The sequence below is a fragment of the Marinobacter orientalis genome (assembly GCF_004792665.1).
Classification (GTDB): Bacteria; Pseudomonadota; Gammaproteobacteria; order Pseudomonadales; family Oleiphilaceae; genus Marinobacter; species Marinobacter orientalis.
Genome location: NZ_SRZX01000001.1, coordinates 1,569,091 through 1,585,691 on the forward strand (window position 1 = coordinate 1,569,091; position 16,601 = coordinate 1,585,691).

Annotated in this window: 15 protein-coding genes; 13 read left to right on the forward strand and 2 right to left on the reverse strand. The window is 59.4% G+C overall.

Annotated elements, in window-relative coordinates:
• Positions 1 to 6: 6 nt before the first annotated feature.
• Entirely contained in the window at positions 7 to 2,817 is a 2,811-nt protein-coding gene (locus tag DIT72_RS07240) for an FAD-binding and (Fe-S)-binding domain-containing protein (RefSeq protein WP_135954483.1), read from the forward strand.
• Here DIT72_RS07240 and DIT72_RS07245 read toward each other — a convergent pair.
• On the reverse strand, positions 2,811 to 3,884 hold the full coding sequence (locus DIT72_RS07245; RefSeq protein WP_135954484.1) for a mechanosensitive ion channel family protein: 1,074 nt from the start codon (positions 3,882 to 3,884) through the stop codon (positions 2,811 to 2,813). The genes DIT72_RS07240 and DIT72_RS07245 overlap by 7 nt on opposite strands.
• Before the next feature lie 129 nt (positions 3,885 to 4,013).
• On the opposite strand from DIT72_RS07245, the gene DIT72_RS07250 reads away from it, so the two are divergent.
• Both DIT72_RS07250 and DIT72_RS07255 read left to right on the forward strand, forming a co-directional pair.
• Complete coding sequence (locus DIT72_RS07250) at positions 4,014 to 4,688, forward strand: NAD-dependent epimerase/dehydratase family protein (protein WP_135954485.1); 675 nt, start codon at positions 4,014 to 4,016, stop codon at positions 4,686 to 4,688.
• Between the two features lie 12 nt (positions 4,689 to 4,700).
• A complete protein-coding gene (locus DIT72_RS07255) occupies positions 4,701 to 5,345 on the forward strand; it encodes a hypothetical protein (protein WP_135954486.1) in 645 nt (214 codons plus the stop codon).
• Positions 5,346 to 5,390: 45 nt separating this feature from the next.
• On the opposite strand, the gene DIT72_RS07260 is transcribed toward DIT72_RS07255, so the two are convergent.
• Positions 5,391 to 6,185 (reverse strand): enoyl-CoA hydratase/isomerase family protein, encoded by a 795-nt coding sequence (locus tag DIT72_RS07260; protein ID WP_135954487.1) that lies wholly within the window; start codon positions 6,183 to 6,185, stop codon positions 5,391 to 5,393.
• Positions 6,186 to 6,436: 251 nt separating this feature from the next.
• Between DIT72_RS07260 and DIT72_RS07265 the strand changes: the two genes are divergently transcribed.
• The 10 genes from DIT72_RS07265 (at position 6,437) to DIT72_RS07310 (ending at position 16,598) form a co-directional block, all read left to right on the forward strand.
• Positions 6,437 to 7,252, forward strand: a complete 816-nt coding sequence (locus DIT72_RS07265) for an ABC transporter ATP-binding protein (RefSeq protein ID WP_135954488.1) — start codon at positions 6,437 to 6,439, stop codon at positions 7,250 to 7,252.
• Positions 7,252 to 8,130 carry a branched-chain amino acid ABC transporter permease gene (locus DIT72_RS07270; protein WP_135954489.1) on the forward strand — a complete coding sequence of 293 codons (879 nt, stop codon included), beginning with the start codon at positions 7,252 to 7,254 and terminating at the stop codon, positions 8,128 to 8,130. Before DIT72_RS07265 ends, DIT72_RS07270 begins: the two co-directional genes overlap by 1 nt.
• A 1-nt stretch (position 8,131) precedes the next feature.
• Positions 8,132 to 9,175, forward strand: a complete 1,044-nt coding sequence (locus DIT72_RS07275) for a branched-chain amino acid ABC transporter permease (protein ID WP_135954490.1) — start codon at positions 8,132 to 8,134, stop codon at positions 9,173 to 9,175.
• A 58-nt stretch (positions 9,176 to 9,233) separates the two neighbouring features.
• Positions 9,234 to 10,442 (forward strand): ABC transporter substrate-binding protein, encoded by a 1,209-nt coding sequence (locus tag DIT72_RS07280; RefSeq protein ID WP_135954491.1) that lies wholly within the window; start codon positions 9,234 to 9,236, stop codon positions 10,440 to 10,442.
• Positions 10,443 to 10,450: 8 nt separating this feature from the next.
• Positions 10,451 to 11,260, forward strand: a complete 810-nt coding sequence (locus DIT72_RS07285; protein ID WP_135954492.1) for an ABC transporter ATP-binding protein — start codon at positions 10,451 to 10,453, stop codon at positions 11,258 to 11,260.
• Positions 11,257 to 13,059 (forward strand): AMP-dependent synthetase/ligase, encoded by a 1,803-nt coding sequence (locus DIT72_RS07290; RefSeq protein ID WP_135954493.1) that lies wholly within the window; start codon positions 11,257 to 11,259, stop codon positions 13,057 to 13,059. The genes DIT72_RS07285 and DIT72_RS07290 overlap by 4 nt, the downstream gene beginning before the upstream one ends.
• Before the next feature lie 138 nt (positions 13,060 to 13,197).
• Positions 13,198 to 13,995 (forward strand): SDR family NAD(P)-dependent oxidoreductase, encoded by a 798-nt coding sequence (locus DIT72_RS07295; RefSeq protein ID WP_135954494.1) that lies wholly within the window; start codon positions 13,198 to 13,200, stop codon positions 13,993 to 13,995.
• Between the two features lie 10 nt (positions 13,996 to 14,005).
• Positions 14,006 to 15,211, forward strand: coding sequence for an acyl-CoA dehydrogenase family protein (locus tag DIT72_RS07300; protein WP_135954495.1), 1,206 nt, complete (start codon positions 14,006 to 14,008; stop codon positions 15,209 to 15,211).
• Positions 15,211 to 16,236: a phosphotransferase family protein gene (locus tag DIT72_RS07305; RefSeq protein WP_135954496.1), complete on the forward strand. Its 1,026-nt coding sequence runs from the start codon at positions 15,211 to 15,213 to the stop codon at positions 16,234 to 16,236. Before DIT72_RS07300 ends, DIT72_RS07305 begins: the two co-directional genes overlap by 1 nt.
• Complete coding sequence (locus DIT72_RS07310; RefSeq protein WP_135954497.1) at positions 16,233 to 16,598, forward strand: DUF6285 domain-containing protein; 366 nt, start codon at positions 16,233 to 16,235, stop codon at positions 16,596 to 16,598. Before DIT72_RS07305 ends, DIT72_RS07310 begins: the two co-directional genes overlap by 4 nt.
• The last annotated feature ends 3 nt before the right edge of the window (positions 16,599 to 16,601 follow it).

A 16,601-nucleotide genomic window follows, 5' to 3' on the forward strand; every position in this document is an offset into this window, starting at 1 on the left:
AGCCTCATGACCCTTTCCCCTGACGCCCTTGCGGCAATAAAAGAGCTGATTCCGGCAACACGGGTCTATGATGATCCGCTGTCGACACTGGCCTACGGCACCGACGCCAGTTTTTACCGCCTGATTCCGGGGGCCGTGGTGAAGGTCGAAAGCGAGGAGGAAGTAGTCGGGATATTGAAGCTGGCCCGCCGCTTCGCGGCACCGGTCACCTTCCGGGCTGCTGGCACCAGTCTGTCTGGCCAGGCCGTCAGCGACTCCATCCTGCTTGTGCTGGGCGACCAGTGGCGAGATCACGAGATCCGCAACAGGGGCCGGCAGATCCGGCTGCAGCCGGGAATCATCGGTGCCCAGGCCAATGCCTGGCTGGCGCCCTATGGTTACAAGATCGGCCCGGACCCCGCCTCCATCAATGCCTGCAAGATTGGCGGCATTGTTGCCAACAACGCCAGTGGCATGTGCTGCGGTACCGCCCAGAACACCTATCATACCCTTGCCAGCATGCGGCTTGTGCTGGCGGACGGGGCGGTGGTGGATACAGAGGACTTCGCCAGCGTGAAGGTCTTCCGGGCCAGCCACGCAGCGTTGCTGTCGGAACTGGAGCAGTTGGCGGCCCAGACCCGCGCCGACACCGGGCTGGCAGACCGCATCCGCCACAAGTACCGGCTCAAAAACACTACCGGTCTCTCGCTCAATGCCCTGGTGGACTACAGCGACCCCCTGGATATCCTCACTCACCTGATGGTGGGCTCCGAGGGCACCCTGGGATTTGTCAGCTCGGTGACCTATAACACCGTGCCGGATTACCCCGACAAGGCCACGGCTCTGCTGGTGTTTGCCGATGCCGACAGCTGTTGTCGCGCGGCTGCACTGCTGCGTTCACAGCCGGTCGACGCTGTCGAGCTGCTGGACCGGCGAAGCCTGCGCTCGGTTGAGAACAAACCCGGCCTTCCGGAATGGATACACGGCCTGTCGGATGACGCCTGCGCGCTGCTGATTGAAACCCGGGCTCCCGACCAGGCCCTGCTGCAGGAGCAACTGGTTCGGATCCGGGCCGCCCTGGCGGACTTCCCGCTGGAAGAGAAGGTGGATTTCACCACCGATCCGAAAGTATCCGAGCTGCTGTGGGCCATCCGCAAGGGTACCTTCCCAGCCGTGGGCGCGGTGCGGCCGGTGGGCACCACGGTGATTATCGAGGATGTGACCTTCCCCCTCGACCAGCTGGCCGAGGGCGTGAAGCGGCTTCAGGCGCTGTTTGTAAAACACGGTTATGACAACGCCATCATCTTTGGCCATGCCCTGGAAGGGAATCTTCACTTTGTGTTTCCCCAGGGGTTTGATGACCCTGACGAGGTGGTACGCTACGACACCTTCATGAAAGACGTCTCGCAACTGGTGGCGGTTGAATTCGGTGGCTCCCTCAAGGCGGAGCACGGTACCGGCCGCAACATGGCACCCTTTGTGGAGCTGGAGTGGGGGCACGATGCCTGGCAGTTGATGTGGCGGATCAAGGGCCTGCTGGACCCGGAGAACCTGCTCAATCCGGATGTGGTGCTTTCCCGCGATCCGGACATTCACCTGAAAAACCTGAAGCCACTGCCTGCTGCCGATCCGTTGATCGATAAGTGTATCGAGTGCGGTTTCTGCGAGCCGGTCTGCCCGTCAGAAGGGCTGACCCTGTCGCCACGCCAGCGCATTGTGATCTGGCGTGATATCCAGGCCAGGAAACGGGCCGGGGAGGACACATCCGGGCTGGAAGCCGCCTACCAGTATCAGGGCATCGATACCTGCGCCGCCACGGGTCTGTGTGCCCGGCGCTGCCCGGTGGATATCAATACCGGCGACCTGGTGCGTAAACTGCGGGCTGGGAAAACAGGCCACCACGGCACTGCCGACTGGGTAGCAAACCATTTTCGGGCCGTGTTGCGTGGAACGCGTTTGGTGCTGACTATGGCTTCCGGTGCGGAAAAACTTCTCGGTGCACCAAGGTTAGCCAGGCTGAGTGCCGGGATGAGCAAGGTCTCGGGGCAGCGACTGCCGCAATGGGATCCGTCCATGCCGCAGCCCATCCGTTTTGTGCCGCCGTCACCGGCAGCGGCCGGTGACGCGCCAAAAGTGGTGTATCTCCCTGCCTGCGTCTCCCGCGTCATGGGGCCGGCCAGTGGCGACGCAGAACAGACGACGCTGCAGAATAAAACCCGCCAGTTATTGGAGAAGGGCGGTTACCAGGTCATTCATCCCCAGGGGCTGGATGCTCTTTGCTGCGGCCAGCCTTTTGCCTCCAAGGGTTATCCGCAACAGGCGGACCGCAAGAAAAAGGAGCTGCTGGATGCATTGCTGGCAGCGACCCGTAACGGCCAGGATCCGGTATATTGCGACACCAGCCCCTGTACCCTGCAGATTCAGGAAGCAGCCCGTGAGCTGGGCCTGGATCTGTACGATCCGGTGAAATTCATCCGTGAGAAGCTGGCGGATCGCCTCGTATTCAAGCCTGAAGAGACTGCGATTGCAGTCCATGTTACCTGCAGCACCCAGCATCTGGGTGAGTCCCAGGGTCTGATCGACATCGCAAGGCGCTGCAGCACCAATGTGGTGATCCCGGAAGACATTCACTGCTGCGCCTTTGCCGGTGACAAGGGGTTCAATGTACCGGAGCTGAACAGCCATGCCCTGCGAACGCTGCCCCGCCAGGTCGACGGTTGCACGGAAGGGATCTCCACCAGCCGCACCTGCGAGATCGGCCTGAGCCGCCACGGAGGGATTGATTATCACGGGCTGGTTTACCTGGTAGACCGGGTAACGGAAGCGGCCGCTCACTGATCGGGATTTTCGACCAGTCTCGCACGGAGTCGCGGCAGATGTTCGGGGAACTGTTGCTGAATGAAAGTGATCATGCCCTCGCGAATGGCGCAACGCAGGTCCCATAGTCCCGAGGAGTCTTTGGCGCTCATCAACAGGCGCACCTCCATGTTGGTGTCGCCGGCATCGGTCACCTGAACCGTAGCGGTGTTTCCGTTCCACTGCGGTGACTGTCGCAGCAAACGGTCGTATTCCGCTCGCAGCGGTTCAATGGGCATGGCATAGTCCACGTGCAGGAACACCGGCCCTGTCAGTTCCGTGTCGTTTCGCGACCAGTTCTGGAACGGGTTCTCGATAAACCACTGCAGCGGCACGACCAGCCGCCTCAGGTCCCAGACCCTCAGCACCACGTAGGTTGCCGTTACCTCCTCCACCCAGCACCACTCGCCCTGCACATACAGTACGTCGTCTATGCGGAAAGGCTGGGTCAGGGCAATCTGCATGCCTGCCAGCAGATTGCTGAGCACCGGTTTGGCGGCAAACCCCAGTATGATGCCGCCAATGCCTGCGGAGGCCAGCAGGCTGCCACCAAGGTGCTGAACCGGTTCAAAAGTCATCAGTGCGGCGCCCAGTCCGAGAATGATGACGAGGATGTTCAGTATCCTGACCAGAAAACGTGTTTGCGTTTCCACCTTGCGGGCCCGTTTCCACTGGCCCTCCAGAACCGGGTTCATGGCGACAATGACATTACCGATAGCGGAGGTGCATCGGACCAGGGCCCAGGTGACCGCAATGATCAATAACAGGGTTGCAGCATGCTGGATATGGCTTAACCAAAGTAAATCGGAGGAGAAGGTTTCCAGAATCCCATTGAGGACCAGCAGCGAAATGACAATGCCCAGCGCCGTCTCGGAAGCATCAAGAAATAATCGCGGAACAGTTCTGCTGCGGGTGAGCCGCTTGATGATCGCCAGCACACCTTCGTAAACCAGAAAGGTAAAAACAAGGGAAAGCAGGGCCGTTATGCCGGGCCGAAGCCAGTCTTCAAGGCCAGCCTTCAGCATGTTCAGAGTTTCAAAATCAGTCATGGGCAAAGGGCATTGGGTCAGCTTTGAGGTCCGGTCAGTTTAAACTGCTTTTCCGCATCGTGATATGGTTGCGCTCTGTCCCCCGGCACTAGACTGCAGTCATGAAAAGTCGCGACTGAGGATTATTTTATGAAAGTGATGCTATTGGGAGCCACCGGCCTGACTGGTGGCAAGGTGTTGCAAGGGCTTCTTGCGAGGGACGAGATTTCCGCCGTGGTCACGCCGGTGCGGCGGCCGGTTTCGCTGAGCCATGCAAAGCTGGAACAGCACGAGATGGATTTTGACCGCCTGGATGAACACGGCGAACTGTTCGCAGTCGACGGGATCATCTGCTGTCTTGGCACCACCATCAAAAAAGCCGGTTCCCGCGAGCAGTTCCGCAAAGTGGATTATAGTTATCCACTGAAAGCGGCGGAGCTGGGGCAGGCGAATGGCGCAAAAGCGTTTGTGCTGATGTCGGCGATTGCTGCCTCATCGTCTTCCACAGTTTTCTATAACCGTGTCAAAGGGGAGCTGGAAAATGCTGTAAAAGCGCTGGGTTATCCCTGCCTGTCCATCTACCAGCCCAGCCTGCTGCTGGGTGAACGGGAAGAGCATCGCCCCGCCGAAGCCCTGGCAATGAAGGCCATACCGCTGATCAACCGGGCACTGATTGGCCCGCTGGAACGGTTTCGGGGTATCAAAGCGGACACGGTGGCCAAAGCGATGGTCAACGAGATATGCGCGCTTGCCCGGGAAAACCCTACCGGGACCGTGGTCCGGGTACATGAGTATCCGGATATTGTCGCGCTGGCGAAGACTTGATCAGGAAAGCCCATGGATTACATCGGACCCATCAGTAGCGCCGTCATGGTCGTGATCTGGATCGTCTATTTGCAGTTGTTCCTGCTTCAGTACAGGCGCAATAGTCGTCCCTATCTGGTGATTCACCACGCCCAGAACGAGAACCCCGACGCCCTGTGTCTGCTGGTGAATATGGGCAAGGAAACCGTGCATGTGCAGTGTGTTCAGGTGGTGCTGCATACACGGGCGGGCGAAGAGAAAACACTGACAGTGACCGAGTATCGTCGGGTGGCGGCAGACGACAGCGACGTGCACCAGGTGCTGCGGCAGGGGCCCCTGCAGCCTGGCGGCTACCTGGTGCTGGGGTCGTTTCGTAATATTATTCTGGGCCGGCGAAGTGAGGACGGTGACACTGATAGTGATTATCTGTTTGAAGACATTGTCGCTGTACAGATACGCGCTGCTGTGGTTCATGGCCCCAGCCGGTATCCGGTGGGCGTGCGCCGTAGTTTCCGGCTGGAGCATGAAGGGGGGCCGCAGATATTTCCCCGGAATATTCACAGCGAACAGCTGACCCGTCGCCGCGACCGGCATGAAGTGCGTCGCTGGCTCGAGTCAGAGCTCAGTCCCGAGAAAAAAGGGCAGTCAGAGTCTGACAGTTCGGATCAGTCGCGGTGACCGGGTTTCCCGAAGCAGGCGGTGTGGCCTGTCAGTAAATCAGGGTCACTGGCCGCGAAATTCTGCGGTTCGCTTGGCCAGAAACGCCGATACACCCTCTGCAAAATCCTCGGTCCGGGTCATTTCCAGGAACGCCGCCCGCTCTGCTTCCAGGTGGCTGGCCAGCTGATCGCCGAAGGCCCTGTCGGTAAGCCCGCGGAAGGCACCAAAGGCCCGGGTGGGGCCGCTGGAAATCCTGCTGGTGATTTCGTCCAACAGATTTTCATAGTTGTCTTCCGTGGCAAACTCGGTGATCAGGCCCCAGTCTTTGGCTTCGGCTGCGCTCAGCGTCCGGCCCAGCAACATTAATTCCGCGGCCCGGCCGGCTCCGATTCTGTGGGCGAGAAACCAGCTGCCGCCGCAGTCGGGAACCGCGCCGATGCCGTTGTAGGCGACCAGAAATTTTGCATCTTCCCGTGCAATAATCAGGTCTGCCATCAGTGCCAGGCTCAGCCCGGCACCGGCAGCAACGCCCTTGACTGCGGCTATCACCGGGGCGTCCATACTGCGTAGCATGAGGATGGCCGGGTTGACCGCATCCAGAATGGCGCTGATGGCTTTACCTGCCTGCTCCGGAGAACCTGCCATGCTGGCGATATCCCCGCCCGCCATGAAGGCGCGCCCTGCGCCGGTCAGAACGATACAGCGGATGCGCGGAAGGTCTTTCAGCCCCTGGACAGCGGCAAGAAAGGCCTCCGCCAGAGGTACATCGATGGCGTTCAGGGCTTTCGGGCGGTTGAAAGTAAGAGTTGCCACACCCGTTTCCTGATCAAATTCCGTGGCTACCAGAGTGTCGGTCATTGTTGATTGCTCTCTTGTCGCTGCAGGTCTGACGGCCGGTTCTCTGCGTATCCGATGCAGTTGTCCGTCAGTTAACAGGTTAGATGGGTTTGCCTTATGTTGCCTGAATGGGCTACTTTAAATCCGCATCGGGGTTGTTCCCGGCGATAAGAAAAAACAAAAATCAACATCATCTTTTGGCGTTAATCCGGTTACAGGTAAGGCACTTCTGTGTGTCTGCGTATCCGGCGCCTGGGGTGCCGGGAGGTAACGTGAGCATCCTCGATATCAGCAATCTCTCCCTGTCTTTTGGTGGTGTGAAGGCCCTGCAGGATGTCAGCTTCCGGGTGCCGGAAAATACCATCACTACCATTATCGGGCCGAATGGTGCCGGTAAGACGTCCCTTTTCAATTGCATTTCCGGTTTCTACAGGCCCCAGCAGGGCACCATCAGCTATCAGGGCCAGGTGCTTTCAAGTGGTATCAGGCCGCCCCGCAGGGCAGCGCTGGGCCTGGCCCGGACTTTCCAGAATATTGCCCTGTTCCGGGGTATGACTGTGCTCGATAACATCAAGCTCGGCGCCCACGTCCACATGAAAAGCGGCCTGCTCAGCGCACTCGCCTATTTTGGCCCTGCCCGCCGGGAGGAAATCGCGGTCCGCAGGAACGTAGAGCAACGGATCATCGACTTTCTGGAAATCGACCATATCCGCCGACAATCGGTGTCGAGTCTGTCCTATGGCTTGCAGAAGCGGGTAGAGCTGGCCCGGGCACTGGCGATGCAACCGAAAGTGCTGATGCTGGATGAGCCGGTGGCCGGTATGAACCGGGAAGAAAAGGAAGACATGGCCCGCTTTATTCTGGATATCCGGGAGGAGTGGGGCATTACCGTGCTGATGGTGGAGCACGACATGGGCATGGTGATGGATATTTCAGACCACATTGCGGTGCTCAATTTTGGTCAGGTCATTGCCGAGGGCCTGCCGGCGGATGTCCAGAAAAACCCGGAGGTGATCAGGGCCTACCTGGGTAACAGTGACATCGACAGTTTGCGCAAGAAGCTCAATCCACAAGGGGAGGCCGCCTGATGGATTGGATGTTCTTTGGTGAAATCAGCCTGGCGGGCCTGGCCATGGGCGGGCTCTATTCGCTGATCGCCCTGGGGTTTGTAATCATCTACAAGGCAACCCGGGTGATCAATTTTGCCATTGGCGAAATAATGATGTTCGCGGCCTACCTGTTCCTGGCCTTTGCCGGCGGCATGGAGATGTCGGCCTGGATCGCGTTGCCGCTGGCGGTGGCCGGAGGCAGCATTCTGGGCGGGGTGATCGAGAAGACCATGATCCGGCCGATGCTGGGGGAATCTCCGATTTCGGTGGTGATGGTGACCATCGGTATTGCCAGTATTCTGGTGGGTCTGGTGGAGTTTATCTGGACCGCCGATCCGCAACTGCTCCCGAGCTTCCTGCCCCGGGAGCCGGTGTTCATTGGCGAGCTGTATCTGGCTCCGAAAATTGCCTACGGTTTCCTGATCGGCGCCGCCCTGCTGATTGTTTACCTGCTCTATTTCCGCTTCTCGCGAGGCGGCGTGGCATTGCGGGCCACTGCCTCGGACCAGGCAGCGGCCTATTCCATGGGCATTAACGTACGCCGGGTATTCAGCATGGCCTGGGTATTCGGTTCGCTTGCCGCTTCACTGGCCGGCGTGCTGGTGGCCGCCACCGGTGGCCTCAGCCCGCAGTTCGGGATCATCGGGCTGAGTGTGCTGGTGGTGGTCATTGTTGGTGGCCTGGACAGTATTCTGGGGGCGCTGATTGCCGGTGTGTTCATTGGCTGGCTGGAAACCGTGGCCGGTGCCTACTTCGGTGGCGAGTACCGGATGCCGGCTACTTTTCTGGTTCTGGCGGTGATTCTGGTTATTCGACCCTATGGCCTCTTCGGCACCCACGAAATAGAGCGAGTGTAAGATGCGGATCGGTGACGCAAAACAGACTTACGAGGCCGATGAGGCGATCTGGACCACCCAAACCCAAAAGCTCTGGTTTGGCCTGTTCCTGCTGCTTCTGCTGGTGTTTCCGTTCATGGCGGATTCCTACCTTCTGTACCTGGGATGCCTGGTGGGTATTGCCGTCATCAGCACCACCGGCCTGAATATCCTCACCGGCTTTACCGGCCTGATTTCCCTGGGCCAGGCAGGTTTTATGGGCGTTGGCGCCTATACTGTCGCCTGGCTCTCCGTTAATACCGCCCTGCCGTTCCCGGTAACCCTGTTGCTGGCCGGGCTCATGGCTGCTGCTGTGGGCATTCTGGTGGGCCTGCCCTCGCTGCGGGTCAAGGGACTGTACCTGGCCATTGCCACTCTGGCGGCCAGCGTTTTCCTGCATTTCATTTTTGCAGAGTGGGAATCGGTCACCGGCGGCATGGGCGGCATGAGTCTGGAACCGGCGCATCTGTTCGGGTGGTCTTTCCAGAGTGATTTCATGATGTATTTCATCATCGTGCCACTGGCGGTGCTGATGGTGCTTGCTGCCGCCAATGTGTTCCGCACCCGCATTGGCCGGGCTTTTATCGCCATTCGGGACCGGGATATTTCCGCCGAGATTCTTGGTATCGACCTGTTGCGTTACAAGTTGATGTCCTTCGCTCTCAGCTCGTTTTATGCCGGGGTGGCCGGAGGCCTGTTCGCCTATTTCTTCCGCGTGGTGACACCGGAGAGTTTCCCGCTGTCGATGTCGATTTTCTATCTGGCGGCGGTGATCGTGGGAGGCATGGGCAATTTACTCGGTGGCATACTCGGGGCGGTCTTCATGACCCTGGTGCCGGAAGCGCTGAAACTGCTGACGTCTGCACTGACGCCGTTCTATCCAAACGCACCTGTATTCATGTCGCCAATGCTGGAGATCATTTTTGGCGCCCTGATTGTAGGCTTTCTGATTTTCGAACCCCATGGCCTCGCGGAGATATGGCATCGCATTCGTCGCTTCTTCCACCTGTGGCCATTCAGGAATTAACGGTTTTTAACGAGAACCCGAGCAACACCAACAACAAGAAGCAGCAAGGAGAAGAAACATGTTCAGAAACATCCTCGACAAAGGACGCCGGCTTGCCGGGCTTGGCAGCCTGGTGGCTGCGTTAACCGTAGCCGCTCCGGCCATGGCCCAGGACAAGGAAACCATCGTGTTCGGTGGCTCCATTCCGCTCTCCGGTGTGTTTGCCTTTGCCGGCATTCACATCCATGCCGGCCTCACCGACTACACAGCCTGGATTAACAGCGAGGGCGGAATCAACGGCCATCCGGTGGAGTACGTGATGGAAGATACCGCTTACGAGGTGGACCGTTCAGTGGCTGCCTTCAAGAAAATTTCCGGCAGCGAATCGCCGGCCACCTATTACGGTGACAGCACCGGATTCATGAAGACCATCGCTTCGGAGCTGAACAGCCAGGGCGATACCCTGATGAGCGGAGCGTCGTTCGCGACTGCGCTGACGGATAACGAGCAATACCCCTATCAGTTTATTCCGGGACCCAACTACAGCCAGATGTTCGGCATCATCCTGGAATACATTGCCTCCCAGGGTGAAAGCGGGGACATGCCGACCGTAGCATTTGTCTACAGCGATACCGAGTTCGGCAAGGATCCGATCGAGAACGGCAAGGCCCGTGCCGCCGAGCTGGGTATCGAAGTGGTTGAGGATATCGTCACCAAACCCGGCAGCGTGGATGTGTCCGCTGAAATTCTGAAGCTGCGCCGGGTTCGTCCCGATTACGTGGTGTTCCACGGCTATGTATTGTCTCCGATCAACGAGTTCATGGTGCAGATGCGCCAGATGGGGCTGGATACCGAGTTCATGGGTACTTTCTGGTCTTCGGACAAGCTGATCATCGACAAGATGGGCGCGGATGCGGACGGTTACATGGGTGTTATGCCCTACAACTACTATGACAGCGAAGAAAGCGGACCAATGCTGGATGCACTTCGGGCCCAGGCCGAGAAGAGCGACCCGGATGCCGGTTACCGGCCGACCGGTTACATGCAGGCCTGGTTCAATGCCATGGTCTGGACCGAGGTTATCAAGCGTACCCTGGACGCCGACAAGGAGTTGACCGCTGACAACATGGCCGAGGCACTGGCCTCCATCGAAGACTGGGACACAGGCGGTATCATCGGCATACCGGTAACCGTCAGGGACATGTCTTTTCCGGTGGGCCGTATCTGGCGGGTTAACGCCGAAGAAGGCCGGTACGAGCCGGTATCGGACTGGATTCACCTCGACTGAGGGGCTGTATGAAAGCCTTACTGGAAATCGATAACATCGAGGTGGTTTACAACAAGTCGGTGCAGGTCCTGCGGGGCCTGTCACTGCGGGTGCCGGAGGGTGCCATTGTCGCGCTCCTCGGTTCCAACGGTGCGGGCAAGTCCACCACACTGAAAAGTGTTTCCGGCCTGTTGACCCTGGAAAACGGCGAAGTGACCGCCGGGGAAGTGCGTTTCCGGGGCAAGGATGTAAAGGGCACACCGCCTGAAAAACTGGTGCGCAACGGACTGTTTCATGTGATGGAAGGCCGCCGTGTGTTTGAGGACCTGACGGTGGAGGAGAATCTGGTTGCTGCCACCTATGCACTCACCGGCAATAAGCCCTCCCTGAGTGACAGCTATGAACTGGTCTACAACTACTTTCCGCGACTGCGGGAACGTCGCAAACAGCTGGCGGGGTACCTGTCCGGTGGCGAGCAACAGATGCTGGCCCTTGGCCGGGCACTGATTGCCCAGCCGCGGCTGATCATGCTGGATGAACCCTCGCTGGGCCTGGCGCCGTTGCTGGTGGAGGAAATTTTCACCATCGTGGCGCGAATCAACCGGGAGCAGGGCACCGCCATTCTGCTGGTGGAACAGAACGCCGCCGTTTCCCTGGCGATCGCATCCTACGGTTACATTATGGAAAACGGCAAGATCGTGATTGACGGGCCGGCAGACAAACTTACCGCCAACGAGGATGTCCGGGAGTTCTACCTCGGCGTGGGTGGCAAGGAAGGCGAAGCCCGCAGTTACCGTGACATCAAGCATTACAAACGCCGCAAACGGTGGCTTTCATGACGACACCTTCGATACCCGATCTGACCCTGACCCAGATGTTGCGGGCCCACGCCAAAGAGCGGCCCGACGCGCTGGCGCTGCGCCAGAAGGATTTCGGCATCTGGCAGGCCTATGCCTGGCAGGATTACTATCGGCGGGCCCGGCATTTCGGGCTGGGACTCCGCGCACTGGGGCTCCAGGAAGGTGGCCATGTGGCCATCATCTCGGAAAACCGGGTGGAGTGGGTCATTGCCCAGATGGGTATAGGCATCGTCCGGGGCATCTGTGTGGGAGTCTATCCGACCAGTCCATGGAACGAGGTTGCCTACGTTCTTGAGCACAGCGATGCGGAAATTGCGGTGTGTGAGGATCAGGAGCAGACCGACAAGGTGCTGCAGGCCTGGCCCGACCTGCCAAAGCTGAAGTACACCATCGCCATTGATATGAAGGGTCTTGGCTATTACCCGGAACCACCGACGGCGTTCGAACATGTCGAGGCCAGGGGCCGGGAGTTCGAGGAAGAGCACCCGGGGCTGGCGGATGAATTGCTCGATGGCCAGCAGATGGATGAAACCGCCCTCATGGTTTACACCTCCGGATCTACCGGCCGGCCGAAGGGCGCCATGATCAGCTGGGGTAACCTTCATGCCGCAGCCCCCGGCCTTATTGAGCTGCTGCAGGCAGACGAGCATGGGTCCTGTCTTTCCTACCTCCCGCTATGCCATGTGGCAGAGCAGGCAGTCACCAACATTGCGCCGGTTTACGCGGGCAGTTCTGTCAGCTTTGGTGAGAGCCTGCGGACAATCCAGGAGGATTTGCGGGAAATTGCGCCGACCTTTTTCCTGGGAGTGCCCAGAATATGGGAGAAGCTGCACTCTTCCATCTACATCAAGATCCAGGAAACCGGACGATTCCGGCGGGCGCTCTTCGACCAGGCCATCCGGATGTGTTCTCCCATGGCCACCAAGCCGCGGGCGCAGTGGAGTCTGAAAGAAAAATCTCTATACAGCCTCAGCTACTGGCTGGTATTCCGGGCATTGCAGAATTTCATCGGCCTGCGCCGTTGCACCCTCGCGATGACGGGAGCTGCCCCCATTTCCACCGGCATTCTGGAATTCTTCCGGACCATGGGTATTCCCCTGGTGGAAGTATACGGCCAGACAGAAAGCACTGGCGTTGCAACCGCCCAACCGGTGGATAACGTGCATCTTGGAACCGTGGGTGTCGCCATTGCCGGTGTCGAGGTCAGGCTCGGCGAGCACAACGAGATCATCATGCGCGGCGGCAGCATGTTCAAGGGCTATTACAAGAACGAGGAAACAACCGCTTCCACCCTGAAAGATGGCTGGCTGCACACCGGCGATGTGGGCGAATGGCGGGACGGCCAGCTCAAAATCGTTGATCGCCTTAAAGACATCATCATTACCGCCGGGGGCAAGAACCTTTCACCCACCGAGATCGAAAACACCATCAAGGCCAGCCCTTTCATCAAGGAATGCATCGTGATTGGCGAGGCCCGGAAGTATGTCTCCGCCCTGATCCAGATCGACTTTGACACGGTTGCCAAGTGGGCCGAGCAGGAGCGGATTGCCTACACCACCTTCCGCAGCCTGACCGAACAGCAGCAGGTGCACGAGCTGATTGAGGCGGAGGTGAACAAAGGCAACGCACAGCTGCCCCAGGTGGCGCAGATCAAGCGTTTCCACCTGCTCACCAAGGAACTCGATCACGACGATGATGAAGTGACTGCCACCATGAAGGTGCGCCGGAGCAAGATCTACGAAAAATACACCGATGTGATCGAGTCGCTTTACGCCTGAACAGCCGAAACCGCCAATCATTTCGGAGTGAGTTACTCGAGTAACCGGCCGACAGGATCAGCGATCTGTCGGTTTTCTTTAATTCCTCCTTGTATATTTCGAGCGCTCGTTCTATTTTTAGTGAACGGAGGTCGAACTATGAATAATTCCAATAATACGAACCCTCACTGCACAAACCCGTTGCGCCTTGACGGCAAGACTGCGCTGGTCACCGGCGCCGCCGGTGGCCTGGGCCACAGCTTTACCCGCTGCCTGCTGGAGGCAGGGGCAACGGTCATTGTCAGTGGCCGCCGCCGTGAGTCGCTGGAGTCCCTCAGAGCCGACCTTCCCCAGTACGCTGATCAGATTCACATTGTTGTCATGGATGTTACGGACGAGTTGAGTGTCACCGAAGCGTTCAACACCATGACTGATGACATCGCCGTTCCGGACGTGGTGGTTTCCAATGCCGGCGTGGCAACCAGCAGGAAGGCGCTGGATCTGACCGGGGCGGACTGGGACCGGGTGGTCGACACGAACCTCAAGGGCTGCTGGCTGGTGTGCAATGAGGCTGCCCGTCGCCTGTCCGCAATCAACCAGGGCGGCAGCATCATCATGATTTCTTCCATCCTGGGTCATCGCGTGGCCGGTAACGTGGCGCCCTATGCCGCGGCCAAGGCCGGTGTCGAGCAGCTCACCCGCGCCCTTGCCCTGGAGTGGGCGCGTTTCGGCATCCGTGTCAACGCGCTGGCACCGGGGTACATCGAAACCGATCTGAACCGTGATTTCTTCGCCAGTGAACCCGGCCAGAAAATGATCCGCCGTATTCCCCAGCGTCGCCTGGGACAGGCGAGTGATCTGAGCGGTCCGTTACTGCTTCTGGCTTCAGGACTTTCCGACTACATGACCGGCAGCACCCTTGTGGTGGATGGCGGCCATCTTCAATCTTCGCTTTAAGGAGTGGGCTGTGGACTTCAATCTGGACCCCCGGAATGAATCGTACCGAAAACGTATCAGGAACTTTGTGGAGCAGGAGCTGCTGCCGCTGGAGCAGAACCCTGAGGCCTACGATGAGCATGAGAATATTGCGCCCGACCATCTTGAGCAGATGCGTGCCAAAGCAAAGCAGCAGGGCCTCTGGTGCCTGCAGATTCCTGAGCATCTGGGTGGCCAGGGGCTCGATATCTCCGGTATGGCGGCGTGCTACGAGGAAATGAACCGGTCGCTTTTCGGGCCGGTGGTGTTCAACTCCGCGGCACCGGACGATGGCAACATGATCGTGCTGGCGAAGGTGGCGACCGAGGCCCAGCAGGAGCGCTGGCTCAAACCCATCGTGGAGGGCAGGGTGCGTTCGTCGTTCGTCATGACCGAACCACCTCCCGGCTGCGGTTCCGATCCGGGCATGATGCAGACCACTGCCACGCGCCAGGGCGACCGGTGGGTCATCCACGGCCATAAGCACTATATTACCGGTGCTGCCGAAGCGTCCCATTTCATCCTCATTGCCCGGACTTCCGACGATACCCGCAAGGGTCTGAGCGCCTTCCTGTTCCACAAGGATGATCCGGGCTGGGAAATCGTCCGGCGGATTCCGATCATGGGGCCGGAAGAACACGGCGGGCATTGTGAACTCCGGTTCGATGGCCTGGAAATTCCGGATGAAAACCGGCTGATGGAAGTCGGCGATGGCCTCAAGGTCACCCAGATTCGTCTGGGTACCGCCCGCCTGACCCACTGCATGCGCTGGCTCGGCCTGGCCCGCCGTTCCCTGGAGATTGCCACCGAGTACGTCGACACCCGGGAATCCTTTGGTCAGACCCTGTCACAGCGCGAAGGCGTGCAGTGGCTGCTGGGCGAGGCCGCCATGGAGATTCAGATCGGACGACTGTTGACGATGCACGCTGCCTGGAAACTGGATCAGGGTGACTTCGCCCGCAAGGAAGTTTCCATGGCCAAGGTCGCGGTGGCGGACACTCTGCACAAGGCGGTGGATACCGCCATTCAGCTTTGTGGTGCCCGCGGTTACTCCAAGGACACCCCCCTGGAATGGATCTACCGTTATGCGCGGCAGGCGCGACTGGTGGACGGTGCCTCGGAAATACACAAGATGGTGTTCTCGAAGACCCTGCTGGCAGAGCGTACCGACTTCTGGCACTGGGGAGTGAAGGCGTGATGTCTGCGCTTGCCGACACCTTCAGCAGGTTCATTGCCCGGCAAACCGGTGCCCGGAGTGCCCGGGTTATCGATTTCGACAAGCTCTCCGGGGGCGCGATCCAGGACAACTTCGGGCTGACACTGGAGCTGGAGGGCGGCAGCCGGCCGGGGCGGCAGGAATTTGTGGTCCGGCAGGACGCACCCTCCGCAGTGGCGGAGAGCCTTTCCAGGCCCCAGGAATTCCGGGTTCTTCAGGCGGCGTTCAGGGCCGGGGTTACAGCTCCGGAACCACTGTGGCTTTGCGAGGACCCTGAGGTCAGCGAGCGGGTATTCTACGTCATGACCCGGGCGGCAGGGAGCGCATCCCCGCGCAAGCTGGTCAAGGCGGATTTCAGCAAAGAGCAGCGCCGGAACATCGTGCGCCGGCTGGGTGCGGAGCTGGCCAGGCTGCACACGGTGAAACCACCGCAGGAGTCGCTGGCGTTCCTGGCGTTACCTGATCCGGGCAATCCGGCCCTGAGCCGGATAGCGCTGTATCGCCGCTACCTGAAAGAAATCGGTGAGCCCCATCCGGTGCTGGAATGGGCGCTGAACTGGCTTGAGGACCATGTGCCGGAAGCTGGCCCGACGGTGCTGTGCCACTGTGATTTCCGGACCGGCAACTACATGATGGACGGGGACCAATTGACCGCTGTTCTGGACTGGGAGTTCGCCGCCTGGAGCGACCCCTGTGAGGATCTGGGCTGGCTCTGTAGCCGCAGCTGGCGGTTCGGTGCTGATGACCGGGAAGTCGGAGGTGTCGGAGACCGGCAGGATCTTCTGGAGGGCTACCGGGAAGTGAGCGGTGTGGAGCTTGACCCTGCGAAGGTCAGCTACTGGGAAGTCATGGCCCTGGTGCGCTGGGCGATGATTGCGTTGCAACAGGCACGCAGGCACATGTCAGGTGAACAGCGCTCGCTGGAGCTGGCGCTGACCGGCCGCATGGTGGCCCAGATGGAGCTTGACCTGCTGAACCAGATTCAGGAACTGGAGGACGGGAAATGATCAATCAACCGGAAACCCGGGATCTGCTTGCCGAGGCCCGCCGGGTATTGCTGGATTCAATAGCCCCTGATCTTGGTGGGGAGCGCAAATACCAGGCACTGATGATTGCCAATGCCATGGCTATGGCAATGCGGGAACTTGAGCAGCGCGAGCAGGGCCAGCCAGAGGAAACCGACCATACTGTCCGGGCATATCTTGCGGAGCACTCCATTGACGGCACTGCCGCAGAAGCCGAGGCGGACCTTGCCCGGGCTGTTTTCGAGCGCCGTCTGGATGGAACCGACCCGGCCCTGCGTTCAGTACTCAGAACCCTCACCGAAGCCCGGTTGCGGATCAACAATCCAGGCTTTCTGGAACGGTGAACC